The organism is Pontixanthobacter gangjinensis, assembly GCF_009827545.1.
Taxonomy (GTDB): Bacteria; Pseudomonadota; Alphaproteobacteria; order Sphingomonadales; family Sphingomonadaceae; genus Pontixanthobacter; species Pontixanthobacter gangjinensis.
Window position 1 is genome coordinate 2,703,623 of the sequence record NZ_WTYS01000001.1, and the last position, 21,006, is coordinate 2,724,628.

At 54.3% G+C, this 21,006-nt stretch carries 20 protein-coding genes; 7 read left to right on the forward strand and 13 right to left on the reverse strand.

Annotated features, from left to right (window positions below):
- Positions 1-54 precede the first annotated feature (54 nt).
- Positions 55-648, forward strand: coding sequence for a TetR/AcrR family transcriptional regulator (locus GRI36_RS12880; protein ID WP_160598821.1), 594 nt, complete (start codon positions 55-57; stop codon positions 646-648).
- 201 nt (positions 649-849) lie between these two features.
- A complete protein-coding gene (gene ribB, locus GRI36_RS12885; RefSeq protein ID WP_407985683.1) occupies positions 850-2,091 on the forward strand; it encodes a 3,4-dihydroxy-2-butanone-4-phosphate synthase in 1,242 nt (413 codons plus the stop codon).
- A 12-nt stretch (positions 2,092-2,103) separates the two neighbouring features.
- On the opposite strand, the gene GRI36_RS12890 is transcribed toward ribB, so the two are convergent.
- The gene (locus GRI36_RS12890) at positions 2,104-2,892 is read right to left on the reverse strand and encodes a FadR/GntR family transcriptional regulator (RefSeq protein ID WP_160598823.1); all 789 of its coding nucleotides are present in this window, start codon (positions 2,890-2,892) and stop codon (positions 2,104-2,106) included.
- Between the two features lie 9 nt (positions 2,893-2,901).
- Positions 2,902-4,065 carry an acyl-CoA dehydrogenase family protein gene (locus GRI36_RS12895; protein ID WP_160598824.1) on the reverse strand — a complete coding sequence of 388 codons (1,164 nt, stop codon included), beginning with the start codon at positions 4,063-4,065 and terminating at the stop codon, positions 2,902-2,904.
- A 105-nt stretch (positions 4,066-4,170) separates the two neighbouring features.
- Here GRI36_RS12895 and GRI36_RS12900 point away from each other — a divergent pair, with 105 nt between their 5' ends.
- The gene (locus GRI36_RS12900) at positions 4,171-5,046 is read left to right on the forward strand and encodes an alpha/beta fold hydrolase (protein ID WP_160598825.1); all 876 of its coding nucleotides are present in this window, start codon (positions 4,171-4,173) and stop codon (positions 5,044-5,046) included.
- 33 nt (positions 5,047-5,079) lie between these two features.
- On the opposite strand, the gene GRI36_RS12905 is transcribed toward GRI36_RS12900, so the two are convergent.
- From GRI36_RS12905 to GRI36_RS12915, 3 genes are all read right to left on the reverse strand, one after another.
- Positions 5,080-5,796, reverse strand: coding sequence for a thermonuclease family protein (locus GRI36_RS12905; RefSeq protein WP_160598826.1), 717 nt, complete (start codon positions 5,794-5,796; stop codon positions 5,080-5,082).
- Positions 5,797-5,872: 76 nt separating this feature from the next.
- Positions 5,873-7,021, reverse strand: a complete 1,149-nt coding sequence (locus tag GRI36_RS12910) for a CaiB/BaiF CoA transferase family protein (RefSeq protein ID WP_160598827.1) — start codon at positions 7,019-7,021, stop codon at positions 5,873-5,875.
- 5 nt (positions 7,022-7,026) lie between these two features.
- Positions 7,027-7,788 (reverse strand): crotonase/enoyl-CoA hydratase family protein, encoded by a 762-nt coding sequence (locus GRI36_RS12915; RefSeq protein ID WP_160598828.1) that lies wholly within the window; start codon positions 7,786-7,788, stop codon positions 7,027-7,029.
- Positions 7,789-7,906: 118 nt separating this feature from the next.
- On the opposite strand from GRI36_RS12915, the gene GRI36_RS12920 reads away from it, so the two are divergent.
- Positions 7,907-9,172, forward strand: coding sequence for an acetyl-CoA C-acetyltransferase (locus GRI36_RS12920; protein WP_160598829.1), 1,266 nt, complete (start codon positions 7,907-7,909; stop codon positions 9,170-9,172).
- Positions 9,173-9,251: 79 nt separating this feature from the next.
- Here GRI36_RS12920 and GRI36_RS12925 read toward each other — a convergent pair whose 3' ends face one another.
- From GRI36_RS12925 to GRI36_RS13775, 8 genes are all read right to left on the reverse strand, one after another.
- The gene (locus tag GRI36_RS12925; RefSeq protein ID WP_160598830.1) at positions 9,252-10,238 is read right to left on the reverse strand and encodes a hypothetical protein; all 987 of its coding nucleotides are present in this window, start codon (positions 10,236-10,238) and stop codon (positions 9,252-9,254) included.
- Positions 10,239-10,368: 130 nt separating this feature from the next.
- Positions 10,369-11,994, reverse strand: coding sequence for an FAD-dependent oxidoreductase (locus tag GRI36_RS12930; RefSeq protein WP_160598831.1), 1,626 nt, complete (start codon positions 11,992-11,994; stop codon positions 10,369-10,371).
- Between the two features lie 88 nt (positions 11,995-12,082).
- Complete coding sequence (locus tag GRI36_RS12935; protein ID WP_160598832.1) at positions 12,083-13,024, reverse strand: polyprenyl synthetase family protein; 942 nt, start codon at positions 13,022-13,024, stop codon at positions 12,083-12,085.
- A gap of 46 nt (positions 13,025-13,070) precedes the next feature.
- Complete coding sequence (locus GRI36_RS12940; RefSeq protein ID WP_160598833.1) at positions 13,071-15,044, reverse strand: FAD-dependent oxidoreductase; 1,974 nt, start codon at positions 15,042-15,044, stop codon at positions 13,071-13,073.
- Positions 15,041-16,537, reverse strand: a complete 1,497-nt coding sequence (locus GRI36_RS12945) for an NAD(P)/FAD-dependent oxidoreductase (RefSeq protein WP_160598834.1) — start codon at positions 16,535-16,537, stop codon at positions 15,041-15,043. Before GRI36_RS12945 ends, GRI36_RS12940 begins: the two co-directional genes overlap by 4 nt.
- 250 nt (positions 16,538-16,787) lie before the next feature.
- Entirely contained in the window at positions 16,788-17,042 is a 255-nt protein-coding gene (locus GRI36_RS12950; RefSeq protein ID WP_160598835.1) for a hypothetical protein, read from the reverse strand.
- 129 nt (positions 17,043-17,171) lie between these two features.
- Entirely contained in the window at positions 17,172-17,807 is a 636-nt protein-coding gene (locus GRI36_RS12955) for an SOUL family heme-binding protein (RefSeq protein ID WP_160598836.1), read from the reverse strand.
- Between the two features lie 42 nt (positions 17,808-17,849).
- A complete protein-coding gene (locus tag GRI36_RS13775) occupies positions 17,850-18,104 on the reverse strand; it encodes a hypothetical protein (protein WP_202392175.1) in 255 nt (84 codons plus the stop codon).
- A 63-nt stretch (positions 18,105-18,167) separates the two neighbouring features.
- Here GRI36_RS13775 and serS point away from each other — a divergent pair, with 63 nt between their 5' ends.
- The 3 genes from serS to GRI36_RS12970 are packed head-to-tail and all read left to right on the forward strand — an operon-like array spanning position 18,168 to position 21,003.
- Positions 18,168-19,460 carry a serine--tRNA ligase gene (gene serS, locus GRI36_RS12960; RefSeq protein ID WP_160598837.1) on the forward strand — a complete coding sequence of 431 codons (1,293 nt, stop codon included), beginning with the start codon at positions 18,168-18,170 and terminating at the stop codon, positions 19,458-19,460.
- A complete protein-coding gene (gene surE, locus GRI36_RS12965) occupies positions 19,460-20,218 on the forward strand; it encodes a 5'/3'-nucleotidase SurE (RefSeq protein WP_160598838.1) in 759 nt (252 codons plus the stop codon). The genes serS and surE overlap by 1 nt, the downstream gene beginning before the upstream one ends.
- Entirely contained in the window at positions 20,215-21,003 is a 789-nt protein-coding gene (locus GRI36_RS12970) for a M23 family metallopeptidase (protein ID WP_160598839.1), read from the forward strand. The genes surE and GRI36_RS12970 overlap by 4 nt, the downstream gene beginning before the upstream one ends.
- Positions 21,004-21,006 lie beyond the last annotated feature (3 nt).

Consider the following 21,006-nt stretch of genomic DNA (forward strand, 5'->3'; position numbering starts at 1 on the left):
CTGTTCAATATAAAAATTAGACAGTGTTCAGTTTTTTTGGCAGATGGGCTGGCTATGGGACGACGCTCAGATCATTCTCGCACCGAATTGCGCGGCTTGCTCCTGCACGAAGGCCACCGATTGATGGCCGAGGTTGGCTATGCCCAATTTTCCGGCAGACAGGTTGCGCGGCGTGCGGGATACACGGTCGGGACCATCTATAATGTATTCGGCTCGCTCGAGGGATTACTCGCGGCGATCAACACTCACACGTTCGTGCTATGGGCGGAGCATCTTAAGTTGGAGTTGGACCAAGGCGGTGATGACCGCATTGCCAGCTTGGTGCATGGCTACTTCGCCTTTGCGCAGACAAACCCCAATCTGTGGTCGGCAATCTATGAACACAGATTGCCCGTAGGTGCCTCATTGTCAGAGGCAGACTTGCAAGGCCGTGGGGAGTTGACGCATATCGTCGAGCAGGAGGTCCGTGCTGCTTTGCCCGCCGATACTGAACTGGATGTGCCGCGATACGCGCGCTCGCTGATTGCGGCAGTGCATGGACATTGTAGCTATGTCATCAGCGGAAGCTTCGCCTTATTGGATGAGACCGACCCAGTGGGTAGCGCATTGGAAAGAGTGCGCGAGTCGCTTGCATTCCACAGGATCTAGAACTGACTTCACATTGATGTGGTCAAACCAGTCAATTTCTCCGATAATTTCGCCGCAATCCAACATTTCATGGCTCTCGATCACATTTAAATGTGAGGCAGCTATTGCACCGTCACATTCTGCTGCTATTTTGCCCACATGACCGAACTCACCATCCAATCCGTCCAAAAGAAAATCCGCGCCATCGTTGATAGCGCCAAAATGTCACGCGCTGGGATCGCCCGTGCCGCCGGACTTCATGCAAATTCCTTGCGAGAATGTACCGAGGAAAGCTGGAACCCGACCGCAGATACATTAGGAAAGCTCGAAACTTTCCTCAAGGCGAATGATGACCGCCCGGTGCTTGCAACCATCGAAGAGATTATCGACGAGGCGCGTAATGGCCGGATGTTCGTGCTAGTCGATGATGAAGACCGCGAGAATGAGGGCGATCTGGTAATCCCTGCACAGATGGCTACGCCCGCCGCGATTAATTTTATGGCCACGCATGGTAAGGGCCTGATCTGCCTGTCACTCACCAAGCAGCGCAGCAATGATCTGGGCCTCGAACTGATGAGCCAGAACAATAGAACCCAGCATGAGACCGCTTTCACCACGTCCATAGAAGCGCGCGAAGGCGTTACAACAGGCATCAGCGCTGGCGACCGTGCGCGCACCATCAGCGTGGCGACCGATGCTGCAAAGACAAAAGAAGACATCGTAACACCCGGCCACGTGTTCCCGCTGATCGCACGCGATGGCGGTGTTCTGGTGCGGGCCGGCCATACGGAGGCGGCGGTGGATATTTCGCGGCTGGCTGGGCTCAATCCCTCAGGTGTGATCTGCGAGATTATGAATGATGATGGCACAATGGCGCGGATGGAAGATTTGGTCGGCTTCGCGCGCAAGCATGATCTGAAAATGGGCACAATACGCGATCTGATCGCGTATCGGATGCGGCACGACCATTTGGCCGAAGTCCGCAATGAAGCACGCTTCACCAGTCGGTGGGGCGGCGAATGGACGGCGCTTGCATTTTTCAACAACGCGACCCAGACCGAACAGATTGTCCTAAAGAAAGGCCATGTTGATCCGGCTAAGCCAACGCTTGTCCGCATGCATGCGCTCGATATTTTCAGTGACATTTTCGGGCTAGAAGGCCCGAAGGACCGGATGCTGCAAAAATCGATGGAGATCATCGGCAAGGAAGGCTCCGGCCTGATTGTGATGATCCCGCAATCGGGCAATGGCTTCCTCAACAATCAGGTTCGCAAGCTGAAGGGCGAGCCGATGCCGCCGATGGAGGAATTGCGAGACTACGGAGTAGGTGCCCAGATTCTGACCGCGCTCGGCGTGCAGGATATGGAGCTGCTGACCAACTCATCGCACTCGTTGGTCGGACTTGAAGGTTATGGATTGTCGATTATCGGTGAACGTCCAATCGTAGTTCCCGAAAGCGAGTAGAAAACCTGCACTTCACCCTGCGAGCACCTCACCCAAAGTCCGGTCGCTACCCCAGATTTTATTCGTATTAGTCAAATGGAGCAGCCAGTGCTGTTCGGCCGCGTCAGGATCAGCCGCTTCGATCAAATCGATGAGTTTTGAAATCGACTTCACCCCCTTCTCGCGGCCACGCTTCCGGTCCGCCGCTTCGGACGCAGTGGTGACGTAGCGTTTCTGATACTGAGCGATCACATCTTCGAGAACGCGGGTCAGAAAATGCAGCGTCGCATTGCCGCCCACTTCCATCAGCACACTGTGGAACCGGGCAGACGCCATCATATAATCGCGTTCTTGATCACTTTCATAGAAGCCCGCGAGACGCGATGCCTCTGCCCGCAAACGGTCCACAGCAACCGCTGATGGTTCGCTTGCCAATTTGCGCACGACATGCGGCTCTAAGGCCAGCCTCGCCTCGTAAATGTCGCTGACCTTCACCCCGCTCGACTGTAGGTAATAGCTCGCATAGCGAGACACGCTCTCCACCTTAGGCAGACTGACTCTAGCGCCCGAACGCGAACCGCGCTTGACCGTGATCAGCCGCTCGGCTTCCAAGATGCGAAACGCCTCGCGCAAGCTAGGCCGCGAAATACCGAATTGCTCCATCAGTTGCGCTTCGGGTGGGAGAGTATCTCCTTCGCACAAATCGCCTTGGATAATCCGGCGACGGATAGAATTTGCAACAAGCTCGGCCGTTTTCGGCACGCGGAAGGGGCCGTCTGATGCGGTCCCTTCCCCTAGTTCTGACTGGCCAAGCTCGTTCACAATGTCAGCTTACATCGACCGTGCGATGACCATTTTCATGATCTCGTTCGAACCGCCGAAAATCCGCGCAATTCGCGTGTCGCGGTACATCCGCGCAATCGGATAATCATTGATGTAGCCAGCTCCGCCGTGGAACTGGAGGCACTTATCGACCACTTCGCTTTGCAAATCGGTGACCATCAATTTCGCCATACAGGCGGTTGGCACATCCAGCTTGCCTTCCAGGTGTTTTGCAATGCAATCATTGACAAATACCCGCGCCGCGGTGCCCCGCGCTGCCAATTCTGCCAGCGTAAATTGCGTGTTTTGGAATTCCCAGATCGGCTGGCCGAACGCCTTGCGTTCTTTGGTGAATTCCAACGTTATTTCGAGCGCCTTTTCGATGCCGGTCATCGCGCCCATTGCGATAATCAGCCGTTCCTGCGGCAATTCGCCCATCAACTGATAGAAGCCCTTGCCCTCAACCCCGCCCAAGACGTTGTCGCCAGGAATGAACACATCATCGAAGAACAGTTCTGAGGTATCCGCCGCATCCAGCCCGATCTTGTCCAGCTTCTTGCCGCGCTGGAATCCCTCGGCACCTTCGGTTTCGAGCAACATCAACGAAATGCCCTTGGCCCGTTCATTCGGATCGGTTTTCGCAACAACGATAATGAAATCGGCCGTCTGGCCGTTGGAAATATAGGTCTTCGCGCCATTCAAGCGGTAGCCATTCCCGTCTTTCAGCGCGGTGGTGGTGATGCTCTGCAGATCTGAGCCGACGCCCGGTTCGGTCATTGCGATTGCGCTCACCAACTCGCCAGTAACCAGTTTCGGCAGATATTTCTTTTTCTGCTCCTCGGTACCATGACGGACAAGGTAGGGCAGGATAATGGTGTTGTGCAGGCTGGCGGCGAAGCCCTCAACGCCGTGCTGCGCTTGCTGGTCAATCACCACCATATCATGGCGAAAATCACCGCCATGGCCGCCATATTCTTCGGGAACAGACACACCGAGTAGACCGGCGGCTCCGGCTTCATTCCAGAACTCGCGCTCTACCTGACCTTCGTCTCGCCATTTCAGGATGCGTTTTTCGGGCGCCTTGTCCTGATAGAACTTGCCAACCGCATCGGCAAAGATCGAAATCTCCTCATCTTCCATAAATTCAGGCTGGGGAACGTTGATTGCGGGCATGATTGCGGCCTTTCGGGTTTGAGTCTCTCTAATCACTCTCTTGTATCACTTAGTTAGCTATGTGCAACGCTTGCATGAATCGCAACTTACCACCAAAGAACCGCCATGGATTTAATCGGACCCACTTCGCAAAGTTTCATCTCCCAGCGCACCAAACTGCATTACGCCGATTGGGGTAATCAGGATGCGCCGCCGCTGATCCTGTTGCATGGCGGGCGCGACCATTGCCGCAGCTGGGATTGGGCGGCGGAGGAACTGCGCAAGGACTACCATGTAATTTGCCCCGATCTGCGCGGGCATGGTGACAGTGAATGGAACAACACCGGCTATTACACGACGATCGGTTATGTGTATGATCTGGCACAGTTAATTCATCAACTAGATCTATCGCCTGTAACGATTGTCGCGCATTCGATGGGCGGGAATATTTCGGTCCGCTATACTGGTCTGTATCCTGAAAATGTCCGGAAACTCGTCGCAATCGAGGGATTGGGCCCCAGCCCGAAAGTCCAATCCGAACGCAGCAAGCAGCCGTTCCATAAACATTGGACCGACTGGATCGACAAGAAACGTGATGCCAGTTCGCGCAGCATCCGCAAATATGACAGCTTCAAAACCGCGCTCGACAGGATGCACGAAGCCAACACCTATTTAACCCGCGATCAGGCTGAACATCTGACCCGCCATGCAGTAATCCGTAACGAAGACGGCACGTATAGTTGGAAATTCGACCCGCATCTGCATGCGTGGCCGATGGATGATATGTCAATCAAGCATCAGCAGGAATTATGGGGCCGCATTACCTGCCCCACCCGCTTCATCTATGGTGCGGACAGCTGGGCCTCAAACCCCGAAACCGATGGCAGGATGAAATATTTCGGCGATAATGCCAGCGTCACCGAATATGACCGCGCCGGCCATTGGGTGCACCATGACCGGTTCGACGATTTTATGGCCGAGGTAAAAGCGTTTATTGAGTGATTTAACCCGCGCCGTCCCGTCAATTGGACGCGGTCATTCCTGCGACCGCCGATATCCTGCCCGCAGGGCCTGTTCCTCAGTACAGAAAAAATCCTCTGGCCGGGTTCGTTCATAATATTTCATTCCCGGTAGATGGTATATCCATTGCCCCCGGCGATTTCGGTTACCCTTGATCGCGCAGCCAAACTGGTTGCGGTAACTGCGTGCGGTATTAGCTGATGGCGCAGGATCTGATCGGACGCTGGCCCGCCGTTCTGCCGGTTTTGGTTTAGGGGCAGGATATTTCAAACGCCAATCTGCGGGGTGATCAAACTGAGATGACCATATGCCGATTCTATGCGTTTTCCTGAGCGCTTCAGCAGCAGCATACTGATGCCCCCCACTAGCGAGAGCGACGGCCAGGCCAGCTTCTACCATCGTCAGACCAAGGTCGAGATCGCCGCTGGTGCATGATGCCAGCAGATTGCCGAACTCATCCGCGCCGCGCGATTGGCATTTGAGATTTTGCCCCTCAATAAGCTGGGCTAGCATCGCGGCAGCCTCGCGCCCGCACTGCCAATCCTGACTATCACGAATGCAGCTTTGCTTTAATTCTGGGGCGTCAATTCCCAGCAACCGAACGGATGCGCCTGAAAAATTGAGTGTATCGCCATCGGCGGCTGTCGCGGTGCCGCTGATTACGGATTCTGTGGCGACCGCGGGGCCGCTCGCGGTGAGTATCAACACGGCCAGAATCAAATAAGTTTTCACGCCATACCTCTTTGTTTTACAAGGCTTAGTCGCTTACATTCGTTACTATTCCGTATTCGGGCAGGCGTTCAGACCTTCAGGCAATCGTTCCTGCATCGCGAAGCGCGCTGCGATCAGCTTCACTTATGCCTAGCGTCTCCAATATCGCATCGGTGTCATCGCCCGGCATAGGGGCCGGTGATGGTTTAGTGGTCTGGGTGCCGCTGTAGCGCGGCGCTGGTGCAGGCTGGAGATCGCCAGCAACCTTAATGAACGTCCCGCGCGCAACGTTGTGCGGATGCTCCTTCGCCTCGCTCATGGTCAAGACCGGCGCGTAGCAAACATCGGTATGCTCCATGATCGCGTTCCATTGATCGCGGGTTTTGGATTTGAACAGTGTTGTCAGCTTGTCCTTCAGCGGCCCCCAAGCTGCACGGTCATGTTGAGCGTCAAACGCGCTATCATCAGCAAGTCCCGCCAACCGCCGAAGCTCCGCATAGAATTGCGGTTCGATGCTGCCGATCGAGATAAACTTACCGTCCGATGTCTCGTAAGTGTCGTAGAAATGCGCGCCAGTGTCGAGCATGTTTGCGCCCTGTTCCTCCGACCAAACACCCATATTGGCCATGCCGTGAATCATGCCCATCAGCGCAGCAGTGCCATCGGTCATCGCGCAATCGATCACCTGCCCTTCTCCGCCGCGAGCAACGTTCAGCAAGGCCGATGACATGCCGAATGCAAGCATCATCCCACCGCCGCCGAAATCGCCGACCATATTGATCGGCGGGGTAGGTTTCTCGCCCTTGCGCCCAAAATGCGCGAGCGCACCGGCCAGTGCGATATAGTTGATATCGTGACCCGCCGCTTGGGCATAGGGCCCAGTTTGGCCCCAGCCGGTCATCCGACCGTAAACCAGTTTGGGATTGTCTGTCAGTAATGCATCAGGACCAAGACCCAACCGCTCCATCACACCAGGTCGGAAGCCTTCTATAATCCCGTCGGCACTGGCGCAAAGTTTGCGTGCCAAAGCGACGCCTTCTTCGGATTTCAGATTGATCGCAATGCTCTTGCGCCCGCGCGCCAACACATCTTTGGTGCTAAGCGGGGTCGAGCCGCCACGGCCGCCAGATGCCCGGTCGATCCGGATCACTTCTGCGCCGTGATCAGCCAGCATCATTCCGCAAAACGGACCGGGACCGATCCCGGCAAATTCAACGATGCGAATTCCCTGTAGCGGTCCCGGCATCTAGACTACTTACCCGTCCAATTAGGCGTGCGCTTCTCAGCGAAGGCCAGCGAACCTTCGCGTGCATCAGCGGACATAAATACCTGCGGCAACAATTCAGCCTGTTTGGCGTAGCGTTCTTCCAACGCCCAGCCGCGCGACTCTTCCATGATTTGCTTGGATACACGCACCGCAGTCGGGCCGTTTGCTGTGATCGAAGCAGCCAGTTCCTTCGCCGCCGATAGCGCATCACCTTCAGTAATCCGGTTGATCATACCGAGTTCGTAAGCGCGCTGAGCGGTGATGAAATCGCCGGTTAGCGCCAATTCCATCGCCACCTTGTGCGGGATCAGATCAGGCAGAACCATCAATCCGCCAGCTGCAGCCGCAAGGCCTCGCTTGGCTTCCGGAATTCCGAATTTTGCTTTGCTGTTGGCCACCACCAGATCGCAAGCAATCATCAATTCAAGTCCGCCTGCGAGCGCATAGCCTTCAACCGCAGCAATCAATGGTTTGGCCGGTTTCTGTTCAGTCAAACCGCCAAATCCGCGCCCTTCGACCGAAGGACGCTCGCCCTTAAGAAAGCCCTTAAGATCCATGCCCGAACAAAAAGTGCCCCCAGCTCCGGTAAGAATGCCCACGCGCAGATGATCCTCCGCATCAAGCCGATCAAGCGCGGCCGCAATCGCTTCCGATGCCGCCTTGGTCATCGCGTTCTTGGCCTCGGGACGGTTAATCGTAATGATCAGAATGCCGCCTTCTTCTTGGGTCAGGACTTCTTGTGTCATGAATATCTCTCCGCTTGATGTTTCGAGCAGCCACTTGCCGCCGCCCTTTGGCTGACATATATAACTAGGTGAACCAGCTTGTCTACGGACTCTACTCGCTCAATAAGGAACCCAATTCATGGCCGAAGCCTATATCATCGACGCAGTGCGCACACCTCGCGGGATCGGAAAAGTTGGCAAGGGCGCACTGTCGAACGAGCACCCGCAACACCTCGCGGCCACGGTCATGAAAGCGCTGAAAGAGCGAAACAATCTCGATACCAGCACTGTCGATGATGTGATCTGGTCTGTCTCGACCCAGGATGGCAAGCAAGCCGGCGACCTTGGCCGGATGGCTGCGCTCGATGCCGGTTTCGACATCACTTCCAGCGGAACAACACTTGACCGCTTTTGCGGCGGCGGCATCACTTCCGTGAACTTCGCGGCGGCACAAATTATGTCTGGCATGGAAGATTGCGTCGTAGCAGGCGGTACGGAAATGATGAGCTTAACCGGCCAGATGATGCAGGAAAAGATGGCCGCAGGCATTAAGCCGGCCATGATGGGCAGCTATAATGAGCGCTTGCAGAAAGTTCATCCGCAATCACATCAGGGGATATGCGGCGATGCGATTGCATCGATGGAAGGCTACACCCGCGAAGAATTAGACGAAGTTGGTTATCGCAGCCAGCAACGCGCTGCTGCTGCAATTGCAGCTGGCAAATTCGACAAGAGCCTCGTCCCTGTCACGGACGATGAAGGTAATGTGATCCTTGATCATGACGAGTATCCGCGTCCCGAAACCACTCGCGAGGGCCTCGCAGAACTCAACCCCGCTTTCGGCAAAATTGCCGACATGCCGCTTGATGCCAATGGCACTACTTTCCGCGGATTGGTAAACCAGAAATATCCGGACCTCGAAATCAAGAACTTTCACCACGCTGGTAACAGTTCAGGCGTAGTTGACGGCGCGGCAGGCGTGCTCGTCACATCCGAAGCATACGCGAAAAAGCATGACTTAAAGCCGCGCGGCCGCATCGTCGCCACCGCCAATATGGGTGATGATCCGACGCTGATGCTAAACGCGCCAGTACCAGCGGCAAAGAAGGTTCTGGCCAAAGCCGGCTTGACGAAAGACGGTATCGATTTGTGGGAAATCAACGAGGCATTTGCTGTCGTCGCGCACAAATTTGTAACCGACCTAGGCCTGAGCTGGGACAATGTGAACGTCAATGGCGGTTCGATTGCGCTCGGCCATCCGATCGGCGCAACCGGTTCAATCCTGATCGGCACTGTGCTTGATGAATTGGAGCGCACCGGTGGACGTTACGGCCTTGTAACCATGTGCGCAGCCGGCGGCATGGCTCCGGCGATTATCATCGAACGCGTCGAAGACTTCATTTGATAGAAACGCACTGAATTTGGCTTCAAGGAAGGGCGGCTGCGCAATTTGCGTGGCCGCCCTTTTTGATCCTAGGTGACCATCAGAGGTGACGAAGTAATTTCTTGATAAAGTCACCAATCTTATCAAGCTCGGTATCGACTACAGCATCAATCGGTTTGAATTCCGTTCCATCAAAATAGCGCGGATTGCTGCGCTGTCCGTCAGGGCTTTTGTGATCGACATCGATTGAATGGCGCCAGAAATCCGCATGGTTCTTCCATTTGATCCTATCGACAAGTTCAGGCGCGGTGAACCAGATATTCCATGACAATTTGTTGCCGGATTTTAGCAGGTTTCCTGCGCCCAGATTGAACGCGTCAACGATCAGCTGGTTGAATTCATCGACCAACTTATTGCCCGTTGGTTCAACATCACCAATTTGAACTTCGATATTGGCAACATCCCAAGCCTCATCCACATGCCGAGCAAATTCCGGGCTCTTGAAGCGCGTGATCTCTCCTTGAACGAACGGGAAGATCGGTTCTTCGGAATGGTCATCATGACTGGTCTTGATTACAATCGCATGATCCTTATCAAACGGAAACGGCCAACCTGTTTGTTCAAACAGCCACATAAGCGTTTTGACGATCTTCTTCTCTTTGGCGTCTTCGGTGAACCAGACTTTACCAACCACTGTCATATCGGCGGCCATAGTCTTGGTATCTTCATCGACCCAACCGCGTTGGCCGGTGACTGTGACCTCTACATTCAGGTCGCCGAAGATGGGAGAGTAAGTGCCCTGCTGCGGACAAATAATCGAGAAGATCCTCCCTTCTTTTGTGTATCCAATCCGCGATATTTGCGGGGCGAATTTCTGGAAGCAGCGGGTCTCTTCATCGCCCGGGACAGTTTGCCAGCTAAATTCTGGCCATTTGATGCTTTCCATGCGGTCCAGCTTGTCAATATTGGCCATGTTGCAAAGCATTGGCAAGGATTTGAGATCAGGGTCAGGGTATGCAAATGCTGGATTGGATTGGGCAAAGCCGCCCACCCAACCAGGAGCCGGACTATCATTTGAATCATTCATAATTTTTCGGTTCCTTTAAAAAAGATATTTATAACGACCGAATTATTGCTCATCACTCTGTGGTGAATTGGATCAGAAGATAGGCTTTGCATGCGAAGTCGATTGGATACTTGCGACACACAAACATTATTTATTCTGATTCAAGGGGCGGGGCATTAATGTGGTTCCAGATAGCGGACATAACTACGGAGCCCTCGCCTACAGCAGACGCCACTCGCTTTACAGAACTGGCTCTCACGTCCCCGACCGCAAATATTCCTTTGGTTGAGGTTTGGAACGGCGATGCTTCGCCTATCATCTCACCCGTCTTGACGAAATTTCTGTGATCCAGATCCACCAATCCTGAAAGCCAGCAGGTATTGGGTTCAGCCCCAACCATAACAAACAGCCCGCCGCAGTCCATTTCCGTTTCGCCCTCAGGCGTTTCAAGAATGATTTTTTCCAACCATTTTTCACCATGCAGCGACGACACCTTTATGCCGTAATGAACGGTAATTGCCTCATCCGCCTCCAGCCGGTCACGCAAATAGGCTGACATGGAGTCAGCCAGACTATCGCCGCGGATCATCATGTGAACATGATGGGCAGTTCGTGACAAATACATTGCTGCCTGACCCGCTGAATTGCCACCACCAATAATAACTACGGGCTTCTTGTTACAGAACCGCGCTTCCATATCGGTGGCAGCATAGAACACCCCTGCTCCTTCGAATTCCTCCCGACCTTCAAGCGGAAGCTTTCGGTATTGCACACCGGTCGCAACCAATACGGCCCTTGCGCATATTTCGTCACCATCATCCAACGTGGCACAAAAATTTCCGTCGTCATTTTTGACCATCGCTTCAACCCGCCGCGGCATTGCAAAACGGGTGCCGAATTTCATGGCTTGGATTTGTCCGCGGTAAACAAGGTCTGCGCCGGAAATGCCGGTTGGAAAACCCATATAGTTTTCAATTCTGCTTGATGTGCCTGCTTGTCCGCCGATGGCAACATCCTCGACCACCAGCGCGCATAGCCCCTCTGCTCCGGCATAGACGGCCGCGGCCACACCAGCCGGTCCGCCACCAACAATCAGGACGTCCACATCGAGGCCCTTCTCAACATCAAGATCTAACCCGAGCAAGCCCGCAACTTTACGCGGCGTAGGTTCTTCCACGACATGGTTCTTTGCATAAATTACCGATGGTTTGTGCGATGCGATCGTGCAGATTTCAGCGGTCTCTTCATCGTCGCTATCCATGTCAAATGATTGGAAGGGAATACGGTTGCGCGAAAGGAAGCTGGCAATATCCTGTATTTTCGCATCGCGGTCGGCACCGATTAACTTGATTGAACTGCGGTTGGCCTCGAACTGTTTGCGCCGCCTCGCGGAAAACACGGTAATTATGTGATCCGACAGCTCGGGAATGTCGCTCATCAATTTGAGCATTTCTTCTCTCGGGACTTCCAAAGTCGATGTCGATTTGGCCGCCCGCATCGGAATTGTCATGGTTCCGGCGTTTAGAAATGCGATCTCGCCCATAAATTGGGTTGGACCCAACACGGCTTCTCCCCAACGCTCCCCACTGTACGGGTTAACCACCTCGATTTCGCCGTCGAGTACATAGACGAACCTGTCCATTGCATCGCCGACTTTGGCAACCATGTCTCCAGCAAGATAGCTGACTTCCTTGGCAATTTCACGAATGGCGGCAACATGCTTGTCACTAAGCGGCTGACGCTTCATCACCTCAAGATCGGCACCAATCGATTCCATTCCACCAACCCTCTAAATCGCAGATGGACAAGCATCTAACCAGATGTCTGCGCGACACAAGTAATCTAACCCTGCAATATCTGTCCGCTTATCGCCGAGAGAGTTCGCGCGTGTAATCCACCAGTTCAACCAGAACCCCGGCATCAGCGGTTTGTGTTTGCGCCTGCCATTTTGCATCTTTTGCCAATTTATCCAGATGGGCGTCGGCTGCCGGTAATTGGGCGATCATGGCATATTTGATTTTTTCCAATTCGTCAGATGTCGGAGTTGGCTTGCAAAACAAATCACAAATCTCGCGGTCTTGAATGGCGAGCGAAGCCGGAAGCGTCAAAATGCCGTCGCGCAAGTCCTCTTCACCGCCACCGCCAAGTCCCTCCAGCCCTTTCACATCGCCCACATCATCGCAGCCGTGATAAAGCATTCCGATCAAGCGGCCGAATTTCCGCAAACTGTCATCGCGGGTTGCAAGACAGGCGCAGGTTTCGAACATGGAGCCGGTGTCTTCGCCGGCAATTTGCTCCCAATCGGCTATGCCCAGCGGTTGGCGACGCAGTCGCCACTGCGCGCATTCGGCAACCCCCAGCCGCTTCACCAAGTCAGCAAACAGGCGGATGTCATGCGGGTCTTGCGCGGACATATCAAAACCGTCAGCAACTATGAAACCCGAAGCCATGAGTGCTGGAAGTAACCCGAATTTTGCATGGAGCGAAGGTATCCCGCGCCGCTCGTCGGACTGATCGAGAATATCATCAACGATCAATGTCATATTATGCATCATCTCAAGCACTGCGGCGGAGCGGATCATTGCATCGGGTATTTCCCCGCCAAACTTCGCCCGGTAACACCCGAAAATTGTCAGAGGCCGGAAATACTTCGACCCTTCGACAAATTGCCATTTCAACATAGGCTCCAGATCAGGGCCGACACCTTCAATCCACGAATTCAGAAAATTGCGGACACGGTCCATCTCCTCGACGAAACCGAGATCGGCGACAATACCTGCAGTCACTGTATCCAATCCTGAATTCAACGCACATTTCCTTTGTTAAATCGTGCAATTCCAGTGGTTTGCTGCTCTAGCGCTTTGGCCGCCAGCGGCGTTTGTGGGAATTTTCCAGAGACGAAGCATCCGCCACTTTGATACCTGCGCGCTTTTGACATTGTTCGCTGGCATACGATGCGAACTCGCCCAAAACCATTAGCGCCGCGGCACCAAATCCTATAAATTTGTCATCGCTATGGTCGGCTGGGCCTAGGGGCCTCTCATCTTCATCAGGCGACAAAGCTGCGTCCCAGAACCAATAGGCGTTGGTCCACCAATCAACCACATATTGCATCGGCAACAATGCGAGATGTTCCGATTGCAGCGAATTGCCCAAGGCCTTCAATTGGCTCCGTCCATCATCAGGCGAAATCTGCGTCCACGCTTTGGCTGCATAGGCAAAGGGCATGAGCGCTAGCTTAGCCGCACGCAACGCTGTGTTGCCATAAGTGGTGTGTTTGATGATAGAAATCGGTTTGGCAGGCATCGGTACGCTGCGCCGTTTCGCATCATATTCCTGCACCAGAGAAGCCGCTCTAACGCCGCTTTCAACCGCGCCTTCAACCGTTGCCATATCGACATTACTACGCGCCAAATCGCCAGCAAAAAACAACCCAGGCAGAGTATCTGGATACGCCGGTGCCGGTCGCCAATCCCAACTGCCAACATCATTCAGAAACAGCGGATAATCCGCATTCGACCGGAAATAGGTTTTATCCCAATCCACATCGCAATCACGATCGCCATACTTTTTACCGACGTTGATCTCGGGGTAATATTGCTTGAGTTCCAGCAACATCGCTCTGACCATTTCCTCCGGTTCATTGCTCGGCAGGCCTTCTCCTTCAGAAGCCGCCAAAACCAGAGCGGTCTTTCCGTCAAATTTTGAAGCAGGCCATAATTGAGCGATATCTACCACCGACAGGCCGTATTTCGCTTTTGCGAGGCCGATGTTTTCGGCAGGAAAACCAGGCAATTTACGCTTCAGATAGAGGTTCAGCACCGGAATTGGCACCGAACGCAGCCTGCGCGTCTGTGCCAGCGACGGTTCTCGCTTTACAATCCGGTCACCCGGACTGCTTTCATCCCCGCCGAAAATAAGCTCGCAAAGCGGAATATTGGGAAGCGCCATTACCACTGCATCAAAATGCTGCGATTTCTTCGCCGCCTTGCTGCCAGTCCTGCCCCATTCCAATTGCGTACCGCTATCCACCAAGCGCACGCTGGAAACCTCAGTCGACACTCGAACATCGGCGCCCAGCGTTGCCAACAATTCAGCGATCGGTGCGATTAAAGCGTCTTGCAGGCTATTCTTGAGCATATGCGCGAATGGCGCCCCATTGGGGAAGGACAAAGTATGCCGCAAGAAATCTTGATAGGTAGCTGCGGTGGTTTGCTCAGCCTTAATCGACCAGATTAGCTGGAGCATGTAATTCATCATTTCTGCAACCGGTTCTGTCGATGTGCTTGATGAATACAGAAAACCGTTCACGCTCAATTCGTCGAGCTGTTTGTAACCCTCTCGATTGAACGGATATCCAGCCAAATCGAGCGTGGAATATCCCATAAGCAGCATTTCGGCGGGCGACATAACCCCTGATTTCAGATTGGCAATGATCGCGTCCATTTTCGTGGGATTGAACAATTCACGGTAGTCAGTTGAGCCTTGTTCGAGCATTTTGACGCCCGCCCGAGCGTCGAAATTGGCCTCTCGGCTGAGGCCCAATTCGTTCTCATAAAGGTCCCAGAAATTTTCGTACCAATCGCAGAACATGTGCGGGTAAACATCATGCTCGATCCCATTGACCCGGCGCGAAGACATGTTGCCGCCCAACCTCTCGTTACGTTCAAACAATGTGACCGAATATCCGGCGCGGAGAAGCTTTATTGCAGCGGTCAACCCAGCGATGCCGCCGCCGACGATCGCGATGGAGGTTTGGTTTGCGGACTTCTCTAATTCGGCCGTCTTCGCTTTGGCCGCCGCTTTGCGTTTAGCTGGACTATTCATGAGCCGAATTCCATCTCAAACGGCCCTTTCAGCCGTGGGTTTTCTTTCTGAGTGAATGATGGGCCAAGTTTTGATGCCGCGTGAACAATATCGCCCAGCCAATCCATGTGCCAGCCAACATCGGCGCTGACAGAGGCACGCCAGCCGCACTGCCACAGGTTCCAATCACCGACAAATCCATCCAGCGGCACCCCGCGACCAGCCAGCAAATCAGCGAGAACTGCTTTCCCTCCATCCAGAATATGCCGTGCAATCCCATACCAAATTTGCGCCGCCATCGCCGCTGGTTGGACATTCAACCCGCCGAACCCCGTTCCTGAAAGTCGAGCAAATTCGCGGTCATGCTGCGCCCGCTCGAAACCTTGCTGGGTCATGCTCAGGAAGAAATCGCCAAAATGGCGGTTGCGCATCATCGTTGCGTAGAAGCTGAGATACAGCATACCGTGATCGAAATAGGACCGAAAGTCCTGATCAAAACGGGCAAAGTCGGCCTGCTCGAACCGGCCACGCTCCAGCGCCTCAGCGATTGTCTTCGCACCAATGATGGAGGACTCCATGCCTTGCGTGATCCCCTCAGCTGTCATCGGATCAACAAATCCACCAGCGTCACCCACGAGCAATCCGCCCGCGAAATGATTGCGCGTAATCCCGCCATACATATGCACCGCGCCACCCAGAGGCTTGCTGCACATGGTCGCATTGGCACATGAAGGATGACGGAATTTCAGGCGGTCTAGGCTTTCGCGAAAGCATTTCTGGAGCGAGATATCAAATCGTTCGGTCGTTTCGCTCAGCATTCCCATCCCAGCATTCGCGCGCCCATCACCAGCAGGAAAGACCCAGCCATACCCGGGGTAGTGATCCTCATCAAACCAGATACAGGCTTCGCTCTCATCCATCTCGACCCCTTCGAGATAGACGCGCTGCGAAATGCCAATGTGCTTCTTATCATCGCGCCGCAGCCCAGCATGTGCAGCAACAACAGATTGGACTCCATCTGCGCCAACCACAACGGGCGCAATTAATTCTGAAGTGCCCTTATTTGTCTTGGTTGTGACGCTCATCAGGCCGTTTTCACGGCGTACTTGCTTGACCGCGGCACCCTGAAAAACGCTTGCTCCGGCGCGCGCGGCGTTTTCAAGCAGTGCCGTGTCCAATTGATCCCTCGGCACCACATGCCCGTACGGCGGCATCGCCATTTCACCTTCGTAATAGGCCACTTCATTCTGATACGCGATGTGTGGTCCGTAATAGGCGCGGACTTTATTGATTGCAGTGCGTCCGCCAAGGTCCAATGCTTCGGTACAGCCCATTTTGTCGATGATCCGCAGGCCAGCGGGCTCAACAAAATCTCCGCAGACTTTCTCTCTCGGGAAAGTGCTCCGTTCGATCACAGCAACCGATATGCCACGCGATGCAAGCGACCAAGCCATCGTCGATCCCGATGGGCCACCGCCCACGACGATGACATCAAATCTGCCAGACGATTTCATAAATTGCCCCCAAGGAGGCTGACACCTTAGTCATGCCGCCTCATCTTCAAGCTGGCGCGGCCATCCACTCTTTGCAAGCGGATTTAGTGAGATTTTTTACAAAATGCGCTGCTCAAACTCATGATTTGCGCAGTCGTTGGATCGTTTACATCTCAAACTCTTCTGGCAAGCAAAAAGCCGAGCAGATCCCTTGAGAGAGCTGCTCGGCTTTGAGAACTGCTTCATGCGCCTGTATTCAGGCGCGCTCATTTCAGACAGTATTTGGAATTGGGGCTGGATCAACCTTGATCTCGACATTGGACGGAGTATTGCCCGCGTTCTTCTTTTCGGCGAACTTCTTGAACGCATATCCACCCACGGCGACAGCAGCCATCGCGGGCAGGCTCATCCGCCGAAGCAGAATGGTGGATGCCACACCAATGGCGGCGCCTGCTGGACCACCGATGTTGCGTGTTTGCTGTGCTGCTTTCGAACCAATAAAGGCCCCCAGAATTTTGCCGAACATTTGAATCTCCTTGTTGCCTTATCAACAGGTTAATTGAAGGTTTGTTCCGTATTCTTATAAGTTTTTGCAGCCTGGCCCCGGATCGCCTCGCCTCCATCGCGAAGCTGCGCGGTTTTCTTTGGCTTTGGATTATTCGGCCAATAGCTCGATCATAACCTCATTGCGCCGCATTGGACCCGGCACCCACGGCGCATCGTAAAATGCATAAGTAGCGTCACCAGCCGTTTCCATGCCTTGCTCAACCAAATATGTCTGTAGTTCCTTTGTGCGCGCATCGAGCGAGGCCATTCCGCCGCGACCCGAGAACCTGATCGCCGCAAATTTTCGCGCGGGAATCTCTCTTATCTCCACCTCAGAATTGGCCGGTCTTGGTAAAGTCATCATCGTATATTCGGACGGCATGATGAAGCGGACTTGCCAAACACCATCGGTTTGCTGCTGAGTGACCGGAGCGGTCATGGCAATGTCTTCGCTCGCCGGCTGTTGCGTCACGGGCGAAGTCATAGCGATTTCTTGCGAGGCGATATTGTTGCCGAAGATGTAGTCAGCGATGATTCGGAAGCCACGGTTCATCGCTGTGCTGCGGTCGCCTGTCACCTTAGCTTCAGCGACGATCATCGGTTCATATGCGCGGATCTCGATATTGCCTGCCGTCTGGAGGATAGCATAGGCTGGCTCCTCCACGTCATTAGCCGCAGCGCCCCATGAGACTGCACCGGCCGCAAGAACTCCAATTGCCGCAAATGCGGCCCAGCGCTTTTTCATAATTCATTACCTTAAGGACTGTGTCCCTTTTGGAATGGCCAATCACTCCATTGGTTCCGTCGGGTAAGATCGAGCAGCCGCTCTTGCTTGCCGTGAACGTTCAGCTTCTGCACTGAAACTTCGTGGCTGTGCACCAGCATTTCCTTCCGCGAAGATCACAACATCGCCTGGCGCGATTTCATCCGCTGCATATTGGTCCCACGCTTCATGGATCGCATCCGGCTCCCCCCAAATACGAACTGCGTTCCAGTATCGGTCATCGCGAAAACCGACAAAATGCAGCAAAGAACGAGTCATCAGCGTAGGATTAGGGCCGGCGGGCGCTTGAGGCCAATTCAAAACGAGTCCATAGCGCGGTGCATGCATGACATTCGTTTTATCCGAGACAATCCCGAAGCATTCGATGGGGCGTTAGCTAGGCGCGGGATCGAGCCTGTATCGGCCGCCCTTCTTGACTTGGACGAGCGCAAGCGCGCCGTCGCAACCAAAATGCAGATCACTCAAAGCCGCCGCAACGAGGCCTCGAAGCTGATCGGTCAGGCGATGGGCAAAGGCGACAAGGAAGCCGCTGAAGTGCTCAAGGCAGAAGTCGCCGAACTCAAGACAATTTTGCCGGTGTTGGAAGAAGAAGACCGGCAACTTTCCGCACAATTGCAAGACGCATTGTCGGTTCTTGCTAACCTGCCTGCCGATGATGTCCCTGACGGCGAAGATGAAGAGGGAAATGTAGAAATTGCGCGTTGGGGGACTTTGCGCGATTTTGATTTCGCACCGCAAGAGCACGCCGATATGGGACCAGTGCTAGGCCTAGATTTCGAAACGGGCACGAAGCTATCCGGTGCGCGGTTCACTTTTTTGCGCGGCCAGATGGCGCGGTTGCACCGTGCGCTTGGCCAATTCATGCTCAATCATCAGACAGGCGCAAATGGCTACATCGAATGCGCCCCGCCCGTGCTTGTGCGTGACGAGGCCATGTATGGCACAGACAAATTACCTAAATTTGCAGAGGATTCCTTTCAAACTACAGAGGGCCGCTGGCTTATTCCAACCGCCGAAGTCAGTTTAACCGCTTCGGTCCAGGGCGAAATATTGGACGATGCCAAGCTGCCAATTCGTATGACAGCCCTGACGCTTTGCTTCCGCAGCGAAGCTGGTTCTGCTGGCAAGGACACACGCGGCTTCATCCGCCAGCACCAATTTGAGAAATGCGAACTGGTCAGCGTGGTTCGTCCCGAAGACAGCGAAGCCGAGCATGAACGGATGACCAGATGCGCAGAGGAAATTCTGGAAGCGCTCGAGTTGCCCTACCGCAAATTGTTGCTTTGCACCGGCGATATGGGTTTTGGCGCGCGCAAGACATACGATCTGGAGGTCTGGCTGCCAGGGCAAGGAGCGTATCGCGAGATCAGCTCTTGCTCCAACACTGGCGATTTTCAGGCGCGGCGGATGAATACGCGTTACCGGCCGGTCAAGGATGGCGTGGCGGAAAAGAAGACCGAATTTCCTCATACGCTGAATGGTTCTGGCTTGGCCGTCGGACGAACCCTCGTGGCGGTCCTCGAGAATTACCAACAGGCGGATGGAAGCGTTTCAATCCCAGCCGTCTTGCACCCGTATATGGGCGGGATTACAACGCTAAATCCGGAGAGCTGATGCGCATTCTGCTGACCAATGATGATGGTATCTTCGCCCCCGGACTGACAGTTCTTGAAGAGATTGCCGCCCAGTTCAGCGATGATGTGTGGATTTGCGCCCCGCATGAGGAACAATCGGGCGCTGGCCATTCGCTATCGCTCAACGCACCGGTCAGATTGCACAAACACGGCCCGCGCCGCTTTTCGGTCACTGGCACACCAACCGATTCAGTCACGCTGGCATTGCGCACCGTGCTGGACAGCCCGCCAGATGTCATTTTGTCGGGTGTCAATCGCGGCGCCAACCTTGGCGATGACATTACCTATTCGGGAACGGTTTCTGCAGCGATCGAAGGCGCGCTTGCAGGCATCCGCTCGATCGCCCTCAGCCAAGTGCTCGACAGGTCCGCAAACCACGAACAATTCGAGGCAACTCGTGAATGGGGGGCAAAGGCAATCGCGCCGCTGCTCGACACACCGCTGCCAGCGCGCACTTTGGTAAATGTAAACTTTCCTCCATTTCCTGCCAATAAAGTTGCGGGGATTCGCGCCGTCCGGCAGGGTTTCCATGACTATTCGCGCGGCTCTGTGGTCGAAGGGCGAGACCCTCGCGGTCTGCCTTATTACTGGTTCGGGCTGCACGCGATTGAGCACACACTCGATCACGGGACAGATTTGGAAGCAATTGATGAAGGGTTTGTCTCGGTTACACCGCTGCAATTGGACCTGACGCATCACGCTTCGCTCGATGCTTTGGCTGGGAGATATACAGTATGATACGCTTGGCTCACAAATTGGTATTGCTGGCCGCGGCACCTTTGCTTCTCGCGGCGGGTGACCCTGCATCCGAAACCGAACACACTGTCGAATCCGGCGAAACGCTTGGCGGGATCGCGGGTCGCGCAAAAGTGCCCGCGGCTGTAATCGCCGCCGCCAATGGTCTTCGCGAGCCCTACAATTTGCGCGACGGCCAAGTTTTGCAGATACCCCGCCAACGCGTCCATGTTGTGAAGGGTGGCGACACGGGCTTCGGGATCGCGCAAAAATATGGCGTACCATTTTCAAACATTGCCATCGCGAACGGGTTGGAAGAACCATACGATCTTGCCACCGGAAAGAGGCTAATTATCCCCGCAGTGTTAAAAGCGGCTCCTATCACTCAACAGACGGCGATCAGCACCACTCCCTATTTTCGCTGGCCGCATGATGGACGCGTCATGCTTGGCTTTGCCTTGCGCGCAGATGGCGGCGGTCATGATGGGCTCGATTTCGAAGCCAATCTGGGTGATATGATTCGCGCATCATCATCGGGCACCGTCGTTTTCGCCGATGATGAGCCCAAGCGGTTTGGACGTTTGGTCGTAATCGACCATGGTAATGGCTGGCGCACCCGTTATGGCCATTTGCAACGCATGACGGTAAACTTGGGCGATGTCGTTAAGACTGGCGAGCGGATTGGCACCGCAGGCCAAGCAGGAATCGCAACCCGCCCCGAACTTCATTTTGAAATCATGAAAGATAACAAGCGGATTGACCCCAAGGCCAAGCTGCCGCAACGCTAATCT

Coding starts and splice junctions, on each gene's coding strand:
- GRI36_RS12880 (WP_160598821.1), top strand. CDS start 55: ATGGGACGACGCTCAGATCATTCTCGCACCGAATTGCGCGGCTTGCTC.
- ribB (WP_407985683.1), top strand. CDS start 850: ATGTCACGCGCTGGGATCGCCCGTGCCGCCGGACTTCATGCAAATTCC.
- GRI36_RS12895 (WP_160598824.1), bottom strand. CDS start 4,065: ATGCCCGCAATCAACGTTCCCCAGCCTGAATTTATGGAAGATGAGGAG.
- GRI36_RS12900 (WP_160598825.1), top strand. CDS start 4,171: ATGGATTTAATCGGACCCACTTCGCAAAGTTTCATCTCCCAGCGCACC.
- GRI36_RS12910 (WP_160598827.1), bottom strand. CDS start 7,021: ATGCCGGGACCGCTACAGGGAATTCGCATCGTTGAATTTGCCGGGATC.
- GRI36_RS12915 (WP_160598828.1), bottom strand. CDS start 7,788: ATGACACAAGAAGTCCTGACCCAAGAAGAAGGCGGCATTCTGATCATT.
- GRI36_RS12920 (WP_160598829.1), top strand. CDS start 7,907: ATGGCCGAAGCCTATATCATCGACGCAGTGCGCACACCTCGCGGGATC.
- GRI36_RS12925 (WP_160598830.1), bottom strand. CDS start 10,238: ATGAATGATTCAAATGATAGTCCGGCTCCTGGTTGGGTGGGCGGCTTT.
- GRI36_RS12930 (WP_160598831.1), bottom strand. CDS start 11,994: ATGGAATCGATTGGTGCCGATCTTGAGGTGATGAAGCGTCAGCCGCTT.
- GRI36_RS12940 (WP_160598833.1), bottom strand. CDS start 15,044: ATGAATAGTCCAGCTAAACGCAAAGCGGCGGCCAAAGCGAAGACGGCC.
- GRI36_RS12945 (WP_160598834.1), bottom strand. CDS start 16,537: ATGAAATCGTCTGGCAGATTTGATGTCATCGTCGTGGGCGGTGGCCCA.
- GRI36_RS12950 (WP_160598835.1), bottom strand. CDS start 17,042: ATGTTCGGCAAAATTCTGGGGGCCTTTATTGGTTCGAAAGCAGCACAG.
- GRI36_RS12955 (WP_160598836.1), bottom strand. CDS start 17,807: ATGAAAAAGCGCTGGGCCGCATTTGCGGCAATTGGAGTTCTTGCGGCC.
- GRI36_RS13775 (WP_202392175.1), bottom strand. CDS start 18,104: ATGACTCGTTCTTTGCTGCATTTTGTCGGTTTTCGCGATGACCGATAC.
- serS (WP_160598837.1), top strand. CDS start 18,168: ATGCATGACATTCGTTTTATCCGAGACAATCCCGAAGCATTCGATGGG.
- surE (WP_160598838.1), top strand. CDS start 19,460: ATGCGCATTCTGCTGACCAATGATGATGGTATCTTCGCCCCCGGACTG.
- GRI36_RS12970 (WP_160598839.1), top strand. CDS start 20,215: ATGATACGCTTGGCTCACAAATTGGTATTGCTGGCCGCGGCACCTTTG.